This is a genomic window from uncultured Gimesia sp. (assembly GCF_937910335.1).
Taxonomy (GTDB): Bacteria; Planctomycetota; Planctomycetia; order Planctomycetales; family Planctomycetaceae; genus Gimesia.
In genome coordinates this window covers 1-19,355 of sequence record NZ_CALEMX010000216.1, presented here as the reverse complement: position 1 = coordinate 19,355, position 19,355 = coordinate 1, and the positions used below count along the sequence as shown (strand labels likewise).

The following is a 19,355-nucleotide window of genomic DNA, read 5'->3' as shown; positions in this document are numbered from 1 at the left end:
CTGAATTTCGGCAGGCCTGTAATACATTCAGAGCGCCAGTCACATTCGTATCTACATACGAGCGCGCTGCAACGTAACTGTAAGGAATCGCTATCAAACTCGATAAATGAAAAACATAATTGCAGAGTTCCACAGCTCCATTGATCCGTTCAGCATCCCGGATATCTCCTTGAATTATTTCAATCGATTGCAGGACTTCAGGGGAGACATCATTCAACCATCCAATCTGGTTCCATGAATTGTAATATACGAGTGCCCGTACTCTGGCTCCACTCTGCACAAGTTGCTCAACCAGATGACTTCCAATGAAACCATCTGCTCCAGTAACCAATACCCGTTGACCAGTTAACGACTCCGACATGATACTTTTCTTAAATATAATAGATGATGACTACCAGATTAAGCAGCTCTACGATGATTCAAACCCAGATTCACTGCACTCTCATCAAACTCTTTTAACTCACCTAACGTATCTTTCACAAACTTTAATTCTGTACGTGCTTTATCAAGTTCGGCATGTGTTCCGATATCCGACCAATATTCATGAACTGGAAAGACGGCAACACCCGGCTCTTGAGAAATGCTCAACTCAATTAAATCTGTCATGTTATAAGATTGATTTTTAGGAACTTGATTCACTGCTTCAGGTGAAATGGCATAGATCCCGGCATTACACAAAAATTGTTGAGATGGTTTCTCTTCCAGGCCCACGGCAAAAGACCCTTTTGTTTTGATCACGCCATACGGAATTTCAACGTGATAATCGATGGCAGCCACTGTCATTAAAGGGTTATTAATTGAATGAAAATCAAGCAAGTTCCGAAAATCGATCGATGTAAATACATCTCCGTTCATCAATAATAAGGGACCATCCAGTGAATCTTCTATTAAAGACATAGCGCCCGCAGTCCCTAACTTTTTCTGTTCACGCAGATAGTGAATTTCAACTCCATACTTACTTCCATTTCCCAGATGTAATTCAATCATTTCTGCAAGATAGTTGACTGCAATGTAGATCCTGTTCACACCAGCAGAGGCTACCCTGCGGACCTGACGCTCAATGAGTGGCATGCCTCCAACTTCGACCAGAGGTTTGGGCAGGTTCTCGGTGAGTGGTAATAACCGGCGACCTTCGCCACCAGCCATAATTAAGGCGCTGCTAAAACCTTCCGCTTTTCCTGTATCTGATATTTGTGTTAAATCTGTCAGCAGAATGACATCCACCACACAATTCTTAGAGTCGACCATGGGAAGCGCTTCCAGCCCCCCCTGTTGTAGCAATGCAATAATCGAAGATCGAGACATGCCCTTCTCAACCTTCGTCGGCTTGCGATTCATAATCGACGTCACGGGATCTTTGAGTTTAAGACCTGTAAGCAAAGCACGTCGGACATCACCGTCTGTCACCACTCCCTGCAAACATCCGTTCGCATTTGTAATAACGGCGATTCCTTTATGACCTGCTTCGATAGCGCGTATCGCTTCCCGGATATCAACAGATTCATTAATTAGACATTTTTGCATTGAGTCCATCCCTGGCCTGCATCTCATTTACAAGGTGCACTCTACCTTGGTGTCTATCCTATTCCCCGACTCACTACCTGAATCAGGAAGGGGCTGAGTTCTATTCCTGCACCAGATCATAAAACTTCTTTTGAGTTGTCTGACCAACGCACTTTTCCTTGAGTATGTTTACGATTCTCAGTGACGTTTGACCATCGCCATAGGGGTTAATGACATTCTCGCGGAGTCTCTCGAATTCCGGAGAATACAATGTTTTAAGTCCTGAAGCTATACCGGTTTCAGTTGGTTCACAGTCAATTACTGATTCCGGCTTAATTCTCCCTGTCTGACGGTCGCCAATATTGACAGTACCTATCCCAAAACTGGGAGCCTCGATGATGCCACTCGAGGAATTTCCTATCACCGCATCTACATATTTCATCGCCGATAAATACCGTAATTGCCCCAGACTCACAAAAGACCTGTATCGATTAACGTCTTTTCGCGTAAACTCTTCGATCAACTGATTGATAACACGGCCATCCGTATCTGCGTTAGTTTGGGTAAAGATAAGATTTGTCTCTTCCAACTCTTCTAATACATTTAAAAGTGACTGAAACTGTTGAATCGAACTATTTTCACCCAGAGTGACTGGGTGAAATGTGCACAATAGGTTGCGGCGATTGAGATTCAATCCGATCGCTGTTTCCAATTCATCCCGGGACAATAATTTCAAACTTCGGATATTGTCCAAACCAATCGCCCCGACATTAAAAACACGGTCCGGACTTTCTCCTAACTGAATCACTCTTTGTCGATATACTTCCGTAGAAGTAAAGTGAAAGTGACTCATTTTCGTAATGGAATGACGCAATGCATCATCAAAGGCTCCTTCTGTTACCTCACCGCCATGTAGATGAGCAACCGGGATTCGGCTGATATGAGCAGCGGAGACAGCACTGAATATTTCATAACGGTCACCTAAGACAATGACCAAATCTGGCTGCAGGCGAGAATAGGCTTCGGAAATACTGATCAACGCCAACCCCATCGATTTACAGATACCGACTGGGGAATCGGAACTCATGATCACTTCCACTTTCTCATCAACTCGATAACCATCGGCTTCAATCTCTTGATATGTGAGACCAAACTCAGGTGATAAATGCGAACCTGTGACAAGCAATTGGAGTGTGAAGGAAGCTCCAGAAAGAATCTCTTCGATCAGAGGTCTCAGCAACCCATATTCTGCACGTGAACCGGTTACCAGACAGACTGTTTTATTCATAGATCGATTATTTCGTCTTCGAGAAAATCGCGTCTGGCAACCTGATTGATCACCTGTTCCCAATTCATAGGACTGAGACCTGTACCCGGGCGTTTGACACAGAGATTTCGTTCGCTGAACGACTCTCCCTTTTTGATAAACTTTGCCGCAATAATACTTTTACGTACGATCGGCTTATTTTTTGATTCGGAAAAAGAAGGTCTCTTAATCGGGCTGCCTAACGATTTTTCCACGTTTCGAATTCCCCTTACCAACATCATTAGTTCTTCGGGTTCCAGCGAAGCAGCATGATCAGGGCCTTCCATATTCTTGTCGAGAGTAAAATGCTTCTCGATCACTGTGGCCCCCAGCGCAGTAGCTGCAATCGATACTTCGATTCCCAATGTGTGATCCGAATAGCCAACTTTAACATCAAAGGCATCCCGAATCGAAAGCATGGCGCGTAAATTCACATCCTGAATGGGAGTGGGATATTCCGTATTGCAATGTAATACTGTAATATTTTTGCGATTCACACCATTCTCTATCAGGATCTCCAATGCATCCTCAATCTCTCCCAGATCAGCCATTCCTGTTGAGAGTACAACCCTGGAAAACGTCTTGCCCACTTTTTTCAAATACGGGTAATTAGTAATTTCGCCTGAGGGAACCTTAATCATTTCCAGACCAAGGGACTTGAGAAGTTCAATACTTTCCAGATCAAACGGTGTTGAGATAAATACTATCCCCGCCTGACGACAGTAATCAAATAGTTCCCGATGAGCATCTCGATTGATTTCCAGTTTCTTTAATAAATCGAACTGAGTCGCAGTCTCGCCATTTGCTGAAATGTTTTTAATCTGATACTCGGCCTGAGGCGCTGACTTGCAAACAAGCTTTTCTGTTTTGAATGTTTGAAATTTAATCGCATCCGCACCGGCATCCACCGCTGCGTCAATCATTCTCTTAGCGGTTTCCACATCCCCATTATGATTGACTCCTGCCTCAGCAATTATAAACACACTCATCTTGCTGGCACTCCTTTGACTAAAGCTCCATTCGCTACATCCTGTACGACAACAGCACCGGCTGCTACCACTGCATTCTCTCCAATTTCCACACCTTGTATGACCACTGCCCCCGCACCGAGAAATGCATTATTACCCACAGTAACTCCTCCACTGAGAACAACACCCGGTGAAAGAAAAGCCTGACTTCCAATGCAACAATCATGGTCCACCTGAACCCCGGTATTGATTACAACTCCTTCACCAAGCGTACTATCCGTCTGAATAATGGCTCCTGCCATAACTTGAACACCGGCGGAAATTTTCACATCTAATGAAACAAGGGACCGCGGATGCACCAGAGCAGGTATCTCGAATCCGACTTCCCGACTCTGATCGAATAATGATTTTCTCAGTAAATTGCATTGAACACTACCTACCGCAATCGCGACATTCCGAATACCCTGATCGTACAGCTCGGATAACTCTGCATCTGTTCCCAGAACAGAGATTCCTTTGATTTGCAGACCTACTTCCAGATCCGGATCAAGAATACCCGTTATCTGATAATCATTCCGCTGATTAATCAGATCAATGAGAACCTTTGCATGTCCTCCACCACCAAGCAATATTATTGAGTTCATGAGTTGATTCATGACTGATTAAAATATGTCTTTATACAATCGACAACAAACTTGATATCTTCAAAAGTCAGCTGAACACTGGATGGAATCGAGATGCATCTTTCAAAGGCAGACACGGTCTCTTCCATCGCATAAGACTGACAATCCTGATACATGGGCAACGTGTGTATCAGCTTCCAGGCCGGACGCACCTGAATGTTTTGCGCAAGCAAATATTCCATGAGCGGCTTTCGGTCTGCCGGTGGAACAATCAAGGTACAGAGCCAAAAGTTACTTTTGGCCCAGGGTGCTTCCCAGGCCAATTCAACTTGAGGGATTTCCGCCAGCAATTCCCGATAAAGGCTGGCATTTTTTCTTTTGATTTTAAGAAATAATTCGAGCTGTTCGAGCTGAGCCACTCCTAATGCCGCTTGAATATTAGTCAGCCGATAATTGTACCCAACTTCATCATGTTCATATTCAAATGGTTTCTTGTTTGCCTGCGTACTTAAATGTCGAACTCGATTTGCCAGTGATTTCTGATTGGTAGTAACGATTCCGCCACCACCACACGTGATAATTTTATTTCCATTGAAAGAAAAACAACCGATGGTCGACAGCGAGCCTGTCTTTTTTTCGCGGTATTCAGACCCTAGACTCTCTGACGCATCTTCAATGACTGGCAAGTGATAATGGTCTGAGATTTCATTTAAAGGTGCCATATCCACCGGATGACCAAAAATATGGACCGGCAAAATAGCACTGATTTTTCGACCGGTCTGTTTGTTCCGCAGCACGCCATCCCTTGTAACACATTCCCGGGAAAGAAACTCTCTCACCAGGTTAACGTCCATACAAAAAGTCTGTGAATCTGACCCGATAAACACAGGGGACGCGTTACAATAACGAATGGCATTGATCGGCGCAATAAATGTAAAGGAAGGTGCAAGTACTTCATCACCAGCTTGTACCCCACAAGCCAGCAGACTGAGATGCAGCGCTGCTGTTCCATTGACTGTCGCAACACCATCATCGGTTCCGACATATTGACTCACATTTTGCTCAAATTGATCGACATAAGATCCGACGGAGGAAACCCACCCCGTATCGAGACAGTCCTTAATATACTTCCACTCATTCCCGGAAATATTTGGTATCGACAAAGGGACCAGATCGTGCATTATTTGCATAATTCAATAACAAAAAAGTGGACTCATTCCAGAATTATTCACTAAGCTGCCTTAGGAACGCGTGAAGATTGGACTTGGTTTTCCATCAATAAGCTCGCAACTAAAAATTCCCATTCAGTATCAATTTCCCAGGATCTCTCTGGCGGCATTTTGTATCCATAGGTTTCCCGATAGGGGCGAAATGTTTCACTCTCCTTGAAGGAATCAACCTCCAATACATACAATGCTCCGTTGAAGGCATACACTTCTGTTAACACTTGCCTGCGAAGTGCAGACTCTTCCTGCTCAGGAACAAGTTCCAACAGTAACCCTTCTTCATTCATACCGCGTAAGCAAACAGGGTGACTTGGCGCTTCCATCATTCCTATCACTGACTTCGCATTTTTCTCTCTGGCAAATTGAATCGCACCATCAATATCGTCTGCAATTCGGAAGGGAGATGTCGGCTGAAGTAATGTAATATACTTCGTATCGTACTGTTCGTTCTGAGCAAGCCAGTTAATGGCATGTAAAATAACATCGACATGACTGGAAGCATCTAATGCCAGTTCGAGCGGGCGAAGAAAAGGAACTTCTGCCCCATACCGCCGAGAAATTGACGCGATCTCCCTGTCATCAGTAGAAACAATGACACGATCTAATTCCTGGCTTTGCAATGCCGCCTCGATTGTCCACGCAATGAGTGGCTTTCCAGCCAGTACTTGTATATTTTTTCGAGGCACCCCTTTCGAGCCACCTCGTGCAGTGATTAATCCAACCACACCGGCCATCCATGGCCCCCCTTCTTCATTCGCTCGACTTTGTTTGTGAGATAAAATCACTTCCAAAAAAGATTTATGATGATCGCGCTGCCTCAGCTTGACGAACTGAGGATATTAATTGAAACGACTTTTTGTGTAAAGATAGAAACAAAGCAAGCTACCTACTCGCCCTCTTTTAACTCACTCTGTCATGAGAATACAGATCACGCAGCATCACGCACAATGGCCGGTTCTTCAGTTTCAGGAGACGATTCCGAAGGGACAGATTCGCTTTGTTCACCAACTAGAGCTGCGCCCCCGGCAAACGATAGTCCCACCAGAAAACCAAACAGACTCCCCTCCGTCGTGTCTAACATCAGCGAATTAACCAAACAACCCACAAGATAAACGGCAAGCACCGCTTGCCCAAGGGCCTTATCAAATCCGGTCAATAATCGCGTGGCGCGCCAGGCAACCCAAAAGAAAGATAAAAACAGGCAAACTCCCACGGCGCCATTTTGAACAAGCAGCATCACATATTCGTTGTGTGGATTCGCTGTAGGAAGTTGTCCTTTTTTCCGCATCAACTGCTGATACTTCAATCCAAAACTACCAATGCCTGAACCTAAGATGGGGTTTGCTTTAGCTAAATCCAGACTGTTTTCATAAAACTCCATCCGTAAATTGACACCGCTATTCCGATTTTCCGTGGTTTTATATTCCTTAATCTCAGTAATCACCTGATTAATGCGAAGCTGAAATTTTTCTGACTGCTCATAAGCAACAAACCCCACTCCTCCCACACAAAGGAGAGCTGGAACAATGCCCTTGTAACCCAACTTTTGATACATCAACAGACAGATCAGAACTCCCAAAGCAAGATAACCAGACCGACCGGAAACCATCGCAATCACATTAAAGGCAGCAACCAATGCCAAGATCGCATAAGGCCAACGTTGTCGCGGCTTTTCCAGAAACTTCCAGGCAGCGAGATACGCAAGAAATGCCATCAGAATATTTTGAGTAATTCGGTTCTTAAAAACGGAGCGCTCAAGGATCTCAACATTCGCATAATCTGCTGGAATGAATGTATATACGATTGAACCGATTAAGGTAACAATCATGGCCAGTTCAAACATCTGGATGCCACGTCGACGTGACTTTGGATCAAGAAAAAATGACAAGTAAATCGGTATCAGCAGAAACTGACGATATTTAAACAAATTTCTGGAAGCGACCGAAAGCGATTCAGAAGTGTAAATCAACCCGACGGAAAGAAATCCAAAGAACAGCAGTGAAAGAGTTGCCACTCGATATTTTTTAAATAGTTCAAGTGTTACTAAATACTGGCCGGAAACAAACCAGCAAATCAAGACGCCAATACTCAAAAGGGACGTTAGACTTGTTGAGACAGGAATTGTGAATCCTGATAGAATTGAGAATATTATTCCAACTAGGCAAACTTGCTCTTTAAAAAATGACCGATTCCAATCCTTTAAAAAACCGGGACCAGTTCGCTTTAAATTGCCCTCAAAGACGTGCATGAGTCAGATCCGATGAACCAACTTAACAAAATGATTTGTGAACTCAAAACTCCTTCTGTCTTACGCCTGAACCTCAATGCCAGACACAGAATTAAAGCTTAAATAACATGATTTTTGATCTAATGCGATACTAATTTATGCCCCGAAATCGGCTAAGAATTGAGGCTTTTATTTCGATGAGGGAAAGAACTCGTGCTACACGCTTCCTCATTGCCGACCACAGCACATATCACATATCACATAAACCACGAATGTACAATCAGTTATATCACTAATTAAGCAATAGCTTTCCTCATCCCTCAAGCTGTGAATGATGAAAGAGAGACACTTTTACTACAGACTTTCAAGATTCGACTCTCAATACATCCTCACAGTACATTCGAAACTGTCTCAATTGGTTCCATCGCAGGAGATCACCTTTTGTATCGTTTTCAACACGATCCGTAGATCAAGCATCAGGCTGCATTTTTCTACATAATCAAGGTCATATTCGATCACCGCACTCTGCGAGAGCTGGCTTCTGCCTGAAACCTGGGCCAAACCAGATACACCAGGGCGTATGCTTGCCCGCTGCTGCCGACTTGCTTGAGAAACATCTGCCAGTTCAAAGCCAACATAGGGACGCGGGCCAATTAAGCTCATCTCTCCTCGAAAAATATTGATCAACTGAGGAATTTCATCCAAGCTCGTTTTACGAATGAATTTTCCAATGCCGGTAATTCGGGAATCGTTTGTTGATGTAAATTGAGGACCCGTCGATTCTGAATCAGATCTCATTGACCGGAACTTCAAGATCATAAACGGTTTTTCTCCCACTCCCAGACGTTCCTGACGAAAAAAAACGGCCCCAGGCGATGTCAACTTAATGATCAGCGCCATAGTCAGAAATACGGGGAACAATACAACGAGCGCTAAACCGCTCAATATAAAATCAATGGGACGTTTTAACAAATATCCTGTTTTTTCGATACCATCCGTGGAGCATTGCTCGACTTTGATCAAATGAGGATCGAAGTGAGGTCGACCCTGGATTGAATTTTGAGCATGGCTTGATTTTTGCGATAGATTCAGATCGTCCATGATTGTCACTCATAACATGAAAATTAATTGAAAAGAGGTCTCTAATTCAGGCAGCTTTTTTTGTCACGGTTTCAAAGTTAACCGAACTTGTGATTCCTAATTCTGAATAATTGGGTGCATGATCAAAAGTTTCATCAATGAATGTGCGTTGCCAGAGCTCAACTGCTAAAAGTGCACGTATCGCGCGCGTATGATTGACTTTATTCGATTGATGTTCTTCAATCATCTGACTTACTCTCTCTGCCCGAAAGAAACCTCTCTCCATAGATCGCGACGAAAGTAGAACTTCTTTGATAAATGGCGATAACTCTCGTTTAAACCATTCCCCAATCGGAACTGTAAACATTTGCTTTTTACGATAAATGATATTAGAGGGCAGAATTTTTTCGCACGCTTTTTTCAATATAGATTTTGTCACTCCATTGCGGAGTTTGAGAGAGCCCGGAATACGGAATGCCAAATCGACCATGCGATAATCCAAATAGGGTGCACGCGGCTCTAGAGAAACGGCCATGGCCATCTTATCGGGTTTCACGAGATTATTCCCCGGCAGTAACAGCCTTGTATCAAGGGCTAATGCCTGATTGATCGGATCCAGATCACGAAATTCTTCCAGGTGAGACGTTGCAAAACGGGAGGCATCGAATTCTCCCAGTTCTCTTTTTGCATCTACAGAGTAAAGTGAATCCTTTGCCGTTGGTGACAACAAGCTGATAGCGTTGATATAGGCAGCTTCGATCTGTTCGCGAGGCAGTGTCAAATCCTGATTCGCAAAAAAGTTTCGATGCACATCATAACCAGCAAATAATTCATCACCACCATCCCCGGTTAAAACCACTTTGACCGATTTTCGGGCGAGATGACTGACCCAATAGGTGGGCATGAAAGAGACATCTCCGTGAGGCTGGTCATTGTGATAGATCGTTAAAGGCCAGGTCTCTGTTAAATTGGGGTTCAAGACTTCGCATGTATGACTGGTCCCACATTGATCTGCCACTTCCTGAGCATACTGTGATTCATCAAACCGAGGGTCATCAAACCCAATACAAAAAGTTTGTACGGGATGAGGCAATTCCTGGCTCATCAGAGAAACAACTGACGAACTATCGATACCTCCAGAGAGAAAAGCTCCTAGTGGAACATCCGCCCGTAAACGAAGCTTGATCGCTGACTGTAATGTATCAATTATTTCTTCACACCAGGAATCCTCTGTCCGACTTTCCACCGGCATTTCTGCCAGATTCCACCAACGACGGACCGAAGTACCCTGCGGTCCCATTTTCAGCATGTGACCTGGCATCAGATGATTGATATTTTTAAAGAGAGTCACAGGAGGAGGCACAAAATTATAAGTCAGATAAGCATCAAAGCCTTCCCAGTTCATCTCCGCTGCAACTCCCATTGCGAACAGAGATTTGATTTCTGAAGCAAACAGGAAGCGCTTTCCGTCATCATGCAGATAGAGAGGTTTTTGACCGATACGATCGCGATAAAGTAAAAGTGACTCTTTCCGCCGATCAAAAATCGCAATGGCAAACATCCCATTGAGTTGTTTTACAAAATCTTCTCCATCTCGCTCATAGAGTCTAAGAATCACTTCCGTATCACAGTTCGTTCGACAATCGAGTCCTTTTGCCAGTTCTTTGAAGTTATAGATTTCACCGTTCTGCACTACGACAATCTGCTGATCATCTGAAAACATGGGTTGATGGCCACCAGAAATATCCAAAATCGATAATCGCTGATTCCCCAACAGAATTCCATCCGCCTCGAAGAAACCTCGATCATCGGGGCCACGATGTACCATTCTCTGGCAAGCCCGTTCCGCCAGAGCCGTTCCAAACGGGCGTCTCTCACGATCAAACCCACCAATAATTCCACACATACCGAATCCATCCTATCCCGTGAACATCATTGTTCAAAAGTAATTGTTCCATCTTGTGCTATATTATGTCGCACTATGATCGTTCAACATTTCAGATCTGCATTTTCGTATCAGATCGTTGAACTGAATCACTCACCTATTTTCTCTGTCAGAAGATTGAAGTCGTGCATTCTCAACATTGTTGGGTTTTAGAGGAAGATCAATTTTGAGGGCCCACCTGATGTAATAGAGTACTAGATGGGAAAATGAGTAAAATAGAAAAGCCAACTCTCCAATCATTCCAAATGTTCACTTTTGATCATGTACGCAATAAAACTTTCGTCTGGTAACTCCAAATCCACCCTAACCCAAAGTGTTCTAATTGATTTCATCTTGACAGAATCATGGGTTTCTTAGTTAATCCCCACAGTTTATAAGTTCAAAACGACAGTGAAACTGGCACATGAAAGCGATTTATCAGACCCACAAATGACTTTACGAAACATAAAACAACAGTGCGTGCTAGCGGTCTGTTATGGGGGTGGTCATGTCCTCATGCTGATCCCGGTTCTAAAACATCTCAAATCGCTTGGTTATGATGTTCATGTACTCGGCCTGACGACTGCAGCGGCTTCGTTGAGAAAGGCGGGATTAACCCCGATTGGATTTAAAGAACTAATCCAACCGGAAGATTCTCGAGCGATCGAACACGGAATAAGATTAGCTGAAGAGATGCACAAAGACAGTAAAGTTCAATCCCTCGAAGAATCAATTGCCTATCTGGGACTTTCCTATGCAGATCTGGAAGATCAGCTTGGCGTAGTAGAAGCAAAAAAAGAATTTACGCAAAAGGGGAGACAGGCCTTTTTACCCCTAGCTCCCATTCGTCGACTCTTTGACCGCATGCAACCAGATGTACTGCTAACCACAAATTCTCCAAGAGCTGAATTGGCTTCGATTCGAGTTGCCGCTGAACTTGGTGTCCCGTCCGTAGGTGTCTTGGATCTGTTTGGCTTTGGAGCATACAATGATATTCCCGCAGACTATGTTTGTGTTCCGTTTAAACAAGCCGTATCGATTCTTGTTGATCGAGGCCTGAATCCGGACGACATTATTGTCACAGGGAACCCCAATTTTGATTGGGTTAATAAAATCTCAAGTGCAGAAAGCCAGGCTGCATCCTGGCGAATTCAGCATCATGTTAAACCTGATGAAATGCTGGCACTTTATGCAATGAAACCTATCTGGGACGAAATTGAAGAAACAATTGTCCAGAGCCTAGAGCAAGTTCTTACCAATAAACCCTCGTTCAAAATCGCAGTCAGACCACATCCTAATAGTGATCATCAGATTGCAGAACGAGTTATCACTCGTCTGGGAAACAGGGCTTTTTTAAATCAAAACACACCACTTCCCGTGGCTGTGGAAGCCAGCGATGCATTAATCACACATAAATCAACAGTTGCAGTTGAGGCAGCACTACTCGGCAGACAAGTCGCCTTGTTTCACTCAAATCGTGATTATACTACTCATGCAATCCCTTTGAATCTATATAACTGGAGTACATTCTCGATTACTGTAGACGAGGGAATCGAAGCATTGTCAAAACTAAAAAAAGACTCCATCGAAACCCAAAATCAACGCGGTGCAGATGTTCGTAAAGCATGGAATTGTGATGGTCAATCTCATATTCGCATCGCAGACGTTGTGGTTCAGGCCTTACAATCCTCCAAACTGTCTAGGGTAGTTTGATAAACAACTTGAATTGCCAGAAAAATGAAATATCCGATTTTCAACTAAAAACTATATACTACTAACAGGATAAATTGATGACACAGCAAGATCAAACATATCGTTTTTTTAAATCGCACGCTAAGGCATGGCAAGTAAAAGCTGAAGATGAGGTTTACAGCACTATTCAAAACCGCCACCTCGCTGTTTTTGAAACAATGAAGAAATACCCAAACGAATCTTCATTACTTGATGTAGGGTGCGGGACCGGGCAATTAGCCATTGAAGCATCCAATAATCATTGGCATTCGTTGGGACTCGATTTCGCTGACGATATGATTGAAATCGCTAAAGAGAATAATAAAAGAGCGTCTGCTTCCGCAGAATTTATTTGCGGTTCAATTTTTGAATTCAAGAGCGAGAAATCCTTTGATGTAATTAGTGCGCAAGGATTTATCGAATATATTTCTTTAGAACAACTGGATGAATTCTTAGCATTCTTAAATACCATTTGTAATAAGGGGGGAGCTGTCGCGATCGGTTCGCGTAATCGGCTTTTTAATGTCCACTCAATCAATCAATTTACGCAAATTGAAAAAGACTTGGGAACACTTCCATCGCTAATTGAAGAAGCCATTGCAATACATACGAGCAGTTCTCAGGAGGAAGCAATTGAATGTATCAGAAATCTAAACTCTGAATATGTTCAGCCCGATAAACACCCTTTGACCGGGATTGGTGTTGATACAAGATACCAATTCACTCCTAGCGACCTGGCAAATAAATTGGAAAACGCAGGCTTCACAGTCACTTCTCTGTACCCCGTCCATCTTCATCCATTTCCAGTGAACGTTATGGACGATAGTGAAGTCATGGGAGTTCATAAAGAAATTGCTCGATTTGCATCTGAAAAAATGATCTCTAACCATCGTCTTGTCCCTTATTCTTCTTCGTATGTAATAGAGGCCATTAACAAGTGATGAAAGAAGACGCGCAAATCGATGGCGAATTGACCACGGTTATGTATCATTATGTCAGGCAGATCAAAAATTCGAATTACCCCAATCTCAAAGGACTCGAATTTGATGGATTTAAGAGACAATTAGACTTCTTATCCAGTAATTACGAAGTCATTTCCGCTGACCAGCTTATTGGGTATGTCACCGGTGAAGTAAACGATTTTCCAAAAAATGCCTGTTTACTTACTTTTGATGATGGCTACAAAGACCACATTGAATATGTGTTGCCTGAATTATTGAAACGCAAAATGAATGCGTGTTTTTTTCCTCCAGTACAACCAATTGAAGAGAATACTTTACTGGATGTTAATTCCATTCACTTTATATTGGCCTCGGCAACTGATCCTACTCAACTCTTCAACGATCTTCTCAAAGAACTCCGCCTAAGGGGTTTCTCCGAAACATTTCTTAACCAGAGCATAGCAAAACTCGCTAAACCGAATCGGTATGATCCCGCTGAGGTTATTTTTTTTAAACGAATGCTTCAAAAAGAACTTCCTTTTGAGCTACGTTCTGAAATAACAACAATTTTGTTTGATAAATATGTTGGTAAATCGGAAGAAGAGTTTAGTAAAGAGTTATATATGACAACAAATGAAATTCAGAATCTTATACAATCTGGAATGTATGTCGGCAGTCATACGTATCACCATTTTTGGCTCGATTCAGTCGACGAAGTCATCCAGGAACAAGAAATTGACAGGTCGCTCAAATTTCTCCAAAAGGTCGGCACTCAAACAGAAAAATGGATTATGTGTTATCCATATGGCGCTTATAATAATCACACGATTGAGATTCTTCATCGGAAAAATTGTGCTATTGGATTTACGACGAAAGTCGGAAAATCAAGTTTAGACCCGAAACTGACGTTTGAAATGAATCGATTTGATACAAACGATTTCCCTCAGTGATTTCAATAACAGTATTTGAATGGTAATAGCGCAAACATGAAAATGATACAAAATTTGGTGTGAATATCAGCGTCACCTAGAAGCCATTTAATTATTCTCAGGACAAATGGCTTTCATTAAAACAAGCATGTTATAAATTGCAGCCCATCTAGCTCAATATCTTGCTTAAACCTGGCTGATCACAACAGACAAAATTTCTATCTCTACTCAAAAAATGGGTCTTCTGACAATTTTTGTATCACTTTGGAAACCTTTTCCACAATCGCAGAAAACATCTGCCCCCCCTTCTCTGCAGAGGCTAAATCAGGACGTCCGGTAGCCCCTTTTTGCGTTCGCTGATACATGTCATTACAGAGATAGACGCCGTCGATCATATCGGGCGCATAATCAATAAAATTTTCAATTTTAGATTTGTGCACTAGCTCCGGACGGAGGTGCAACACCAGCGACGTTTCTGCCTCACAGGCATGGCCAACCGTTTTGCATTCCCCTTCCATCAATGAAGCGATCTCTTGTTCCGCAATTGACCAGTACGAAGCAGCCATTAACTGGCAATTTCGATAATGAATCTGCAAACGGCGTAATGAAATCTGCATCGGACCGATATTTCCACCATGTCCATTTAAAATCAGTACGCGACGAAATCCGTCGTCCAGCAACGATTCACAAATCTCACAAAGTAACGTTTCGTAATTCTCCACACGAGAGGTTAATGTGGCACCCCAGCGCAGATGATGCTGGCTCGCACCAAGCCAGAGAGTCGGCAGTAACAACACCGACTCCTTGAGATTTTGCTCGACCTGTTCTGCAACTGCAGTGCAGATAATGGTATCTGTTGCCGTCGGCATATGAGGACCATGCTGCTCAACGGCAGCGATTGGCAGGACTACGAGTGTTTCCTCACGCGAAATATTCTTGAGTTCCACTGCAGTCATTTCCGCATATTTCATCGAAGCCTCACTCTCTTTCATCCGATTTTTTGTAACGTCCCCGGATCACATTCCAAAACGTAAGTGGCTCCTCAGCAGAAGCCGACTGGCCAGAATTTGTCAACACGCTGACAATCAGACCAATTACCATTGTTAAACCAAAACCGATTGGCCAAAACCAGACCGAAAACCAGTCAGGGGCACCATACATCAACGAAATGGTAATCACAGCCCCGGACAAGGTTCCCACCATGACGCCCTTCGTTGTTGAGTTCTTGAAAAACAGCGCCAGGATAAACATTGCCAGCAAAGGCCCACCAAAACCAGCGGTAACCTTTTTCCCAATCGCAAACACGTCACCCATATGCCCTACATTACAAGCCAGAATTATCGAAAGCGCACCAATCAAGACCACCAATGCGCGATCCTGCATGACTTCAATTTTATTGTTTTCCGGTTTCCAATGAGAAAAATGCCGATCACGAAAATCAACCATCAAAGCAGTCGTCACTGAATGAATTCCCGAATCAATACTGGACATCACCGCCGCCATCAACGCCACTAAAAATAAGCCTACCACTCCAGGAGGAAAATGTAGTCTGACATATTGAGGTAGAGCCTGATCCTGCAGTTTCAGTTTCCGAATATCCTCGGCTACATATTCAGGATACGATTTGTAGTAATCGGGAACAGAGAGACCCTTTCCCTCAGCGCTTGGGCTCGTTCGCCAGTCTGGCAATTCGCCATTGAGTTCTGTTGCCAGCACCGACACCATTTCTTCGGGAAACTGGTGATAATGAGTATAAAGTCCGACGCCAATGGCCAACAAACCGGGAACCACCGTCCACATCCCAATAATATTGATCATGAATCCAATTTGTGATGTTTTCTCAGAGCGGGCAGCAATATATCGCTGAACGGCAACCTGATCTGCCCCAAAAGCAGAAAGTCCCTCCAGAAACAGGCCGAACAAAATAGCCCAACTCCCATACTCCAGAGTCATGGAAGGAGTGAAATCAATCAGCAGATTACTCCGACCTTCAAAATATGTTGATACTACACCCGATACTCCGGAATCGGTTTGTGCGAGGATTAATCCAAGTGTTAATATTATTGTCAACGTGAAGATAAAAAACTGTATCACGTCAGTCCACATCACTGCCCGCAGACCGCCTAACATTGTATAGAAAATAGAAACAATTCCTAATACGACGATCACCGAAACTTGTGAGACCTGCATCACATTTGCCAGGACCACAGAAGCGGCATAAGTCGCAGACGCCATCCAGCCTATGCGCAGGAAAATAAACAGACCGCTGGCCAGGGAACGCACAGAAACGTGAAAGCGACGTTCCAGATACTCATACGCCGTCTGACAGTTCAAACGCGCGTATACCGGAATAAAAACCCACAAAATAATCGGTGCCATCAACGAAATTGCGACCAGAAACAAACAGATCCGCAAGCCACTCCCATAGGCGATTGAGGGATACATCACGAAACTGTTTGAAGAAAATAGTGTCGCCATCACACTTAACCCCACAGGTAGCCAACCCATGGAATTGCCGGCAGCAAAAAATTCTTTTCGAGACTGGTTGCGACCGAAATAGAATCCCAAACCGACAGTGAAGACCAGATAAGCCAGAATGACGCCATAATCAAGGTAATGCATCTTGCAATCAATTCAATAATTATTGGTAAAATATCACAACGATTCATTTCGTTGTCAGGTGAGATCGTAATAGAGTGTCAATGGGATACAACCAGTTGTTTTCGAGACTCAATAGGTCGTTCAGCCCATAATATCAAAACCCGAACATATAAAAAGGAAACATAATAAATCTCCGAGTTTTTCTTCCCAAAGTTTGATATACTGCCAAAAAAGAGATCCCCTCTGAATTGAGCTCTCGCCAAGAGAACGTCACGATACGGAAACCAGAAAACCAGCAAAAACATCAAAGGAATCGAGATGACAAAGGCTGTCTGCTTTCAATGTGGCCATATAAAATTTGGCTCATTTCTTCCCTGTGATCAATGCCAGGCAAAACCACAAACAGACGAAGAGCTGATCGTCTCGATGGCCATGAGCGACCATTATTTTGATCAGGTTTCACTGGAATCGATGGGCGAATATACGAAGGAGAACGGCCATCCTCCCCAACTCGATCCAGAATCGGAGAAAGTGTTTCGCAGAAACTTTGAAGAAGCGAAAGCATCGGGAGTCTTGGATCAACTGTTTGAAAATCCCGATAGTTGATCAATCCTGTTGAACTTCTTATTCAGAGAATCGATTCACTTAAGCTCTCGTTTATCATCGCTTCAATAAATTGGCCCGCTATGTTAACTTCCATACAATGGATTTACCTTGTATTGATCCTACTCATCGCTTTAGCGGGAGCCTATTATCCATTTGCCAAACCGGGGCGGGTCCGGACCAAGGGTGGGTTTCCACGAGGTGAAGCGTTCTCAGCGGGAGTGTTTCTTGCACTTTCGCTCACAATGCTACTCCCTTCTGCGTTCCATATCTTCCAGAAACAGCTACCCGAAATCAATTACCCAATCGGTTCTGCAATAGCCATTCTTGCCTTCTTGAGCCTGCTTGCGATGGAACACATGACAATGCACTCGATCGCAAATGAGGTGGATCATGAGCGATTGCCCGCAAGAATTCCGTTAGTCATGACAACGATGATCGCACTTCCTTCATTCTTTTTAGGTGCCACCTTAGGCTTGAGTGATAATATCGGAGCCACCTTGATTTTCATCGCCATTATTCTCCATAAAGGAACCGCTGCGTTTGCTTTAATGCTCACAATGGTACGCAGCACTCTCTCACGATCTCAAACGGTGGTCTTATTTACTTTTTTTGTATTGATCACTCCATTGGGGATTATTTTCGGTGGATTCGTACACAATGAACTCACCACTTCCACGACATTAATAAAAGCAACTGTTCTCGCATTGGGCGCCGGCACCTTCCTCTACATGGGGACGATGCACGAAATGAAACACGCCGCATTGATCGAACATTGCCGTAAACGAAATTGTTTTCTGGCAATGGTCGCCGGTCTCTTAATAACGGCACTCGTTCGATTTATGGTCGGTGAAGCCCATCGTTTTTGAACGTTTGGATTCAAGCTCTGAGTCGCATTTAGCATTTACGATGATCACCGACATTCTGATTTTTTCAAAAATAACTGGTGATCTCCTCTATTATTTTACGCCTGAGAGAATGAAACTAATTTTCATGAATTTGTTTGTGATCAAGGAACAATGAAGGGGTCACACAGGTGTCTTCCAGCGAGAAAAATGATAGTAAAGTCTCGGTCTATGCCAGCGGTGAGAAATCCATGATGGATTCTTCACAGGCACAACGACATCGACTGTTTCTGCCATTGTTGAACCTCTTTGTAAAATGCAGAATCACTCCTAATCATCTCACCTGCCTGTCACTTTTATGTGGACTCGGCTTTTGCTTTATTTATGGCCTAAACTGGAATCTGGCAAAACCTCTGGCGTTTGGCCTACTCTTACTGCATGTACTGCTCGATGGCATCGATGGCCCTTTAGCTCGCTTGACGGGAACCGCCGGTAATCGTGGATCCTTTACCGATACCACATCGGATCAACTCATCGTTGCTTTTACCACCATGACCATGATTCACTACGGACTCATCAATGTAATTCCCGGTAGCTTATATCTGTTTTTCTACACGCTGGTCGTAGTCTTTGCCATGATCCGCAGTTCAATGGCCATCCCTTACAGCTGGCTGATTCGACCGCGGTTGATCGTATATGCCTGGTTTCTGGTAGAGGTCTATCTCTTTCCAGGGACATTGAACTACCTACTCTGGTTTTTCACAATCCTGTTGGCCTGGAAATCCCTGACCGGATTCTACAAAATCCGCAAGAAATTGTAGTTTTTCTGATATATTCGAATGAATCGT

18 protein-coding genes are annotated in these 19,355 nt (G+C 43.6%); 6 read left to right on the top strand and 12 right to left on the bottom strand.

Annotated elements, in window-relative coordinates; translation table 11 throughout:
* The 10 genes from Q0668_RS08410 to asnB all read right to left on the bottom strand — a co-directional run.
* Positions 1-361 (bottom strand): SDR family NAD(P)-dependent oxidoreductase (locus tag Q0668_RS08410; RefSeq protein ID WP_298862758.1); only part of this gene is annotated, 361 nt, incomplete at its 3' end.
* Between the two features lie 38 nt (positions 362-399).
* Positions 400-1,524, bottom strand: a complete 1,125-nt coding sequence (locus Q0668_RS08405; protein WP_298862756.1) for a nucleotidyltransferase family protein — start codon at positions 1,522-1,524, stop codon at positions 400-402.
* A gap of 100 nt (positions 1,525-1,624) precedes the next feature.
* Complete coding sequence (gene neuC, locus Q0668_RS08400; protein ID WP_298862753.1) at positions 1,625-2,791, bottom strand: UDP-N-acetylglucosamine 2-epimerase; 1,167 nt, start codon at positions 2,789-2,791, stop codon at positions 1,625-1,627.
* Entirely contained in the window at positions 2,788-3,798 is a 1,011-nt protein-coding gene (gene neuB / locus Q0668_RS08395; RefSeq protein ID WP_298862750.1) for an N-acetylneuraminate synthase, read from the bottom strand. Before neuB ends, neuC begins: the two co-directional genes overlap by 4 nt.
* Complete coding sequence (locus Q0668_RS08390; protein ID WP_298862747.1) at positions 3,795-4,421, bottom strand: acetyltransferase; 627 nt, start codon at positions 4,419-4,421, stop codon at positions 3,795-3,797. Before Q0668_RS08390 ends, neuB begins: the two co-directional genes overlap by 4 nt.
* 8 nt (positions 4,422-4,429) lie before the next feature.
* Complete coding sequence (locus tag Q0668_RS08385; protein ID WP_298862744.1) at positions 4,430-5,581, bottom strand: LegC family aminotransferase; 1,152 nt, start codon at positions 5,579-5,581, stop codon at positions 4,430-4,432.
* 50 nt (positions 5,582-5,631) lie between these two features.
* Positions 5,632-6,360, bottom strand: a complete 729-nt coding sequence (locus Q0668_RS08380; protein ID WP_298862739.1) for an acylneuraminate cytidylyltransferase family protein — start codon at positions 6,358-6,360, stop codon at positions 5,632-5,634.
* Between the two features lie 194 nt (positions 6,361-6,554).
* Positions 6,555-7,640 carry an O-antigen ligase family protein gene (locus Q0668_RS08375; protein ID WP_298862735.1) on the bottom strand — a complete coding sequence of 362 codons (1,086 nt, stop codon included), beginning with the start codon at positions 7,638-7,640 and terminating at the stop codon, positions 6,555-6,557.
* Positions 7,641-8,264: 624 nt separating this feature from the next.
* Complete coding sequence (locus Q0668_RS08370) at positions 8,265-8,954, bottom strand: sugar transferase (RefSeq protein ID WP_298862732.1); 690 nt, start codon at positions 8,952-8,954, stop codon at positions 8,265-8,267.
* 46 nt (positions 8,955-9,000) lie between these two features.
* Positions 9,001-10,839 carry an asparagine synthase (glutamine-hydrolyzing) gene (gene asnB, locus Q0668_RS08365; protein WP_298862729.1) on the bottom strand — a complete coding sequence of 613 codons (1,839 nt, stop codon included), beginning with the start codon at positions 10,837-10,839 and terminating at the stop codon, positions 9,001-9,003.
* Between the two features lie 468 nt (positions 10,840-11,307).
* Here asnB and Q0668_RS08360 point away from each other — a divergent pair, with 468 nt between their 5' ends.
* The 3 genes from Q0668_RS08360 to Q0668_RS08350 all read left to right on the top strand — a co-directional run bounded on the left by Q0668_RS08360 (position 11,308) and on the right by Q0668_RS08350 (position 14,479).
* Positions 11,308-12,570, top strand: a complete 1,263-nt coding sequence (locus tag Q0668_RS08360) for a hypothetical protein (RefSeq protein WP_298862726.1) — start codon at positions 11,308-11,310, stop codon at positions 12,568-12,570.
* A gap of 77 nt (positions 12,571-12,647) precedes the next feature.
* Positions 12,648-13,529 (top strand): class I SAM-dependent methyltransferase, encoded by an 882-nt coding sequence (locus tag Q0668_RS08355; protein ID WP_298862722.1) that lies wholly within the window; start codon positions 12,648-12,650, stop codon positions 13,527-13,529.
* Complete coding sequence (locus tag Q0668_RS08350; RefSeq protein ID WP_298862761.1) at positions 13,529-14,479, top strand: polysaccharide deacetylase family protein; 951 nt, start codon at positions 13,529-13,531, stop codon at positions 14,477-14,479. The genes Q0668_RS08355 and Q0668_RS08350 overlap by 1 nt, the downstream gene beginning before the upstream one ends.
* Before the next feature lie 203 nt (positions 14,480-14,682).
* On the opposite strand, the gene Q0668_RS08345 is transcribed toward Q0668_RS08350, so the two are convergent.
* Complete coding sequence (locus Q0668_RS08345) at positions 14,683-15,429, bottom strand: creatininase family protein (RefSeq protein WP_298862720.1); 747 nt, start codon at positions 15,427-15,429, stop codon at positions 14,683-14,685.
* Between the two features lie 7 nt (positions 15,430-15,436).
* Positions 15,437-17,080: a hypothetical protein gene (locus Q0668_RS08340; protein WP_298862717.1), complete on the bottom strand. Its 1,644-nt coding sequence runs from the start codon at positions 17,078-17,080 to the stop codon at positions 15,437-15,439.
* Positions 17,081-17,377: 297 nt separating this feature from the next.
* Here Q0668_RS08340 and Q0668_RS08335 point away from each other — a divergent pair, with 297 nt between their 5' ends.
* The 3 genes from Q0668_RS08335 (at position 17,378) to Q0668_RS08325 (ending at position 19,328) form a co-directional block, all read left to right on the top strand.
* A complete protein-coding gene (locus Q0668_RS08335) occupies positions 17,378-17,665 on the top strand; it encodes a hypothetical protein (RefSeq protein WP_298862714.1) in 288 nt (95 codons plus the stop codon).
* Between the two features lie 80 nt (positions 17,666-17,745).
* Positions 17,746-18,531 carry a ZIP family metal transporter gene (locus tag Q0668_RS08330; protein ID WP_298862712.1) on the top strand — a complete coding sequence of 262 codons (786 nt, stop codon included), beginning with the start codon at positions 17,746-17,748 and terminating at the stop codon, positions 18,529-18,531.
* 167 nt (positions 18,532-18,698) lie between these two features.
* A complete protein-coding gene (locus tag Q0668_RS08325) occupies positions 18,699-19,328 on the top strand; it encodes a CDP-alcohol phosphatidyltransferase family protein (protein WP_298862709.1) in 630 nt (209 codons plus the stop codon).
* Positions 19,329-19,355: the final 27 nt, after the last annotated feature.

What these genes read in the sequence shown, in the direction of transcription:
- Q0668_RS08335 (WP_298862714.1), top strand. Translation starts at nt 17,378, where the DNA reads ATGACAAAGGCTGTCTGCTTTCAATGTGGCCATATAAAATTTGGCTCA.
- Q0668_RS08355 (WP_298862722.1), top strand. Translation starts at nt 12,648, where the DNA reads ATGACACAGCAAGATCAAACATATCGTTTTTTTAAATCGCACGCTAAG.
- Q0668_RS08390 (WP_298862747.1), bottom strand. Translation starts at nt 4,421, where the DNA reads ATGAACTCAATAATATTGCTTGGTGGTGGAGGACATGCAAAGGTTCTC.
- Q0668_RS08405 (WP_298862756.1), bottom strand. Translation starts at nt 1,524, where the DNA reads ATGCAAAAATGTCTAATTAATGAATCTGTTGATATCCGGGAAGCGATA.
- Q0668_RS08340 (WP_298862717.1), bottom strand. Translation starts at nt 17,080, where the DNA reads ATGCATTACCTTGATTATGGCGTCATTCTGGCTTATCTGGTCTTCACT.
- Q0668_RS08385 (WP_298862744.1), bottom strand. Translation starts at nt 5,581, where the DNA reads ATGCACGATCTGGTCCCTTTGTCGATACCAAATATTTCCGGGAATGAG.
- Q0668_RS08360 (WP_298862726.1), top strand. Translation starts at nt 11,308, where the DNA reads ATGACTTTACGAAACATAAAACAACAGTGCGTGCTAGCGGTCTGTTAT.
- neuB (WP_298862750.1), bottom strand. Translation starts at nt 3,798, where the DNA reads ATGAGTGTGTTTATAATTGCTGAGGCAGGAGTCAATCATAATGGGGAT.
- Q0668_RS08350 (WP_298862761.1), top strand. Translation starts at nt 13,529, where the DNA reads ATGAAAGAAGACGCGCAAATCGATGGCGAATTGACCACGGTTATGTAT.
- Q0668_RS08380 (WP_298862739.1), bottom strand. Translation starts at nt 6,360, where the DNA reads ATGGCCGGTGTGGTTGGATTAATCACTGCACGAGGTGGCTCGAAAGGG.
- asnB (WP_298862729.1), bottom strand. Translation starts at nt 10,839, where the DNA reads ATGTGTGGAATTATTGGTGGGTTTGATCGTGAGAGACGCCCGTTTGGA.
- Q0668_RS08330 (WP_298862712.1), top strand. Translation starts at nt 17,746, where the DNA reads ATGTTAACTTCCATACAATGGATTTACCTTGTATTGATCCTACTCATC.
- neuC (WP_298862753.1), bottom strand. Translation starts at nt 2,791, where the DNA reads ATGAATAAAACAGTCTGTCTGGTAACCGGTTCACGTGCAGAATATGGG.
- Q0668_RS08370 (WP_298862732.1), bottom strand. Translation starts at nt 8,954, where the DNA reads ATGGACGATCTGAATCTATCGCAAAAATCAAGCCATGCTCAAAATTCA.
- Q0668_RS08345 (WP_298862720.1), bottom strand. Translation starts at nt 15,429, where the DNA reads ATGAAATATGCGGAAATGACTGCAGTGGAACTCAAGAATATTTCGCGT.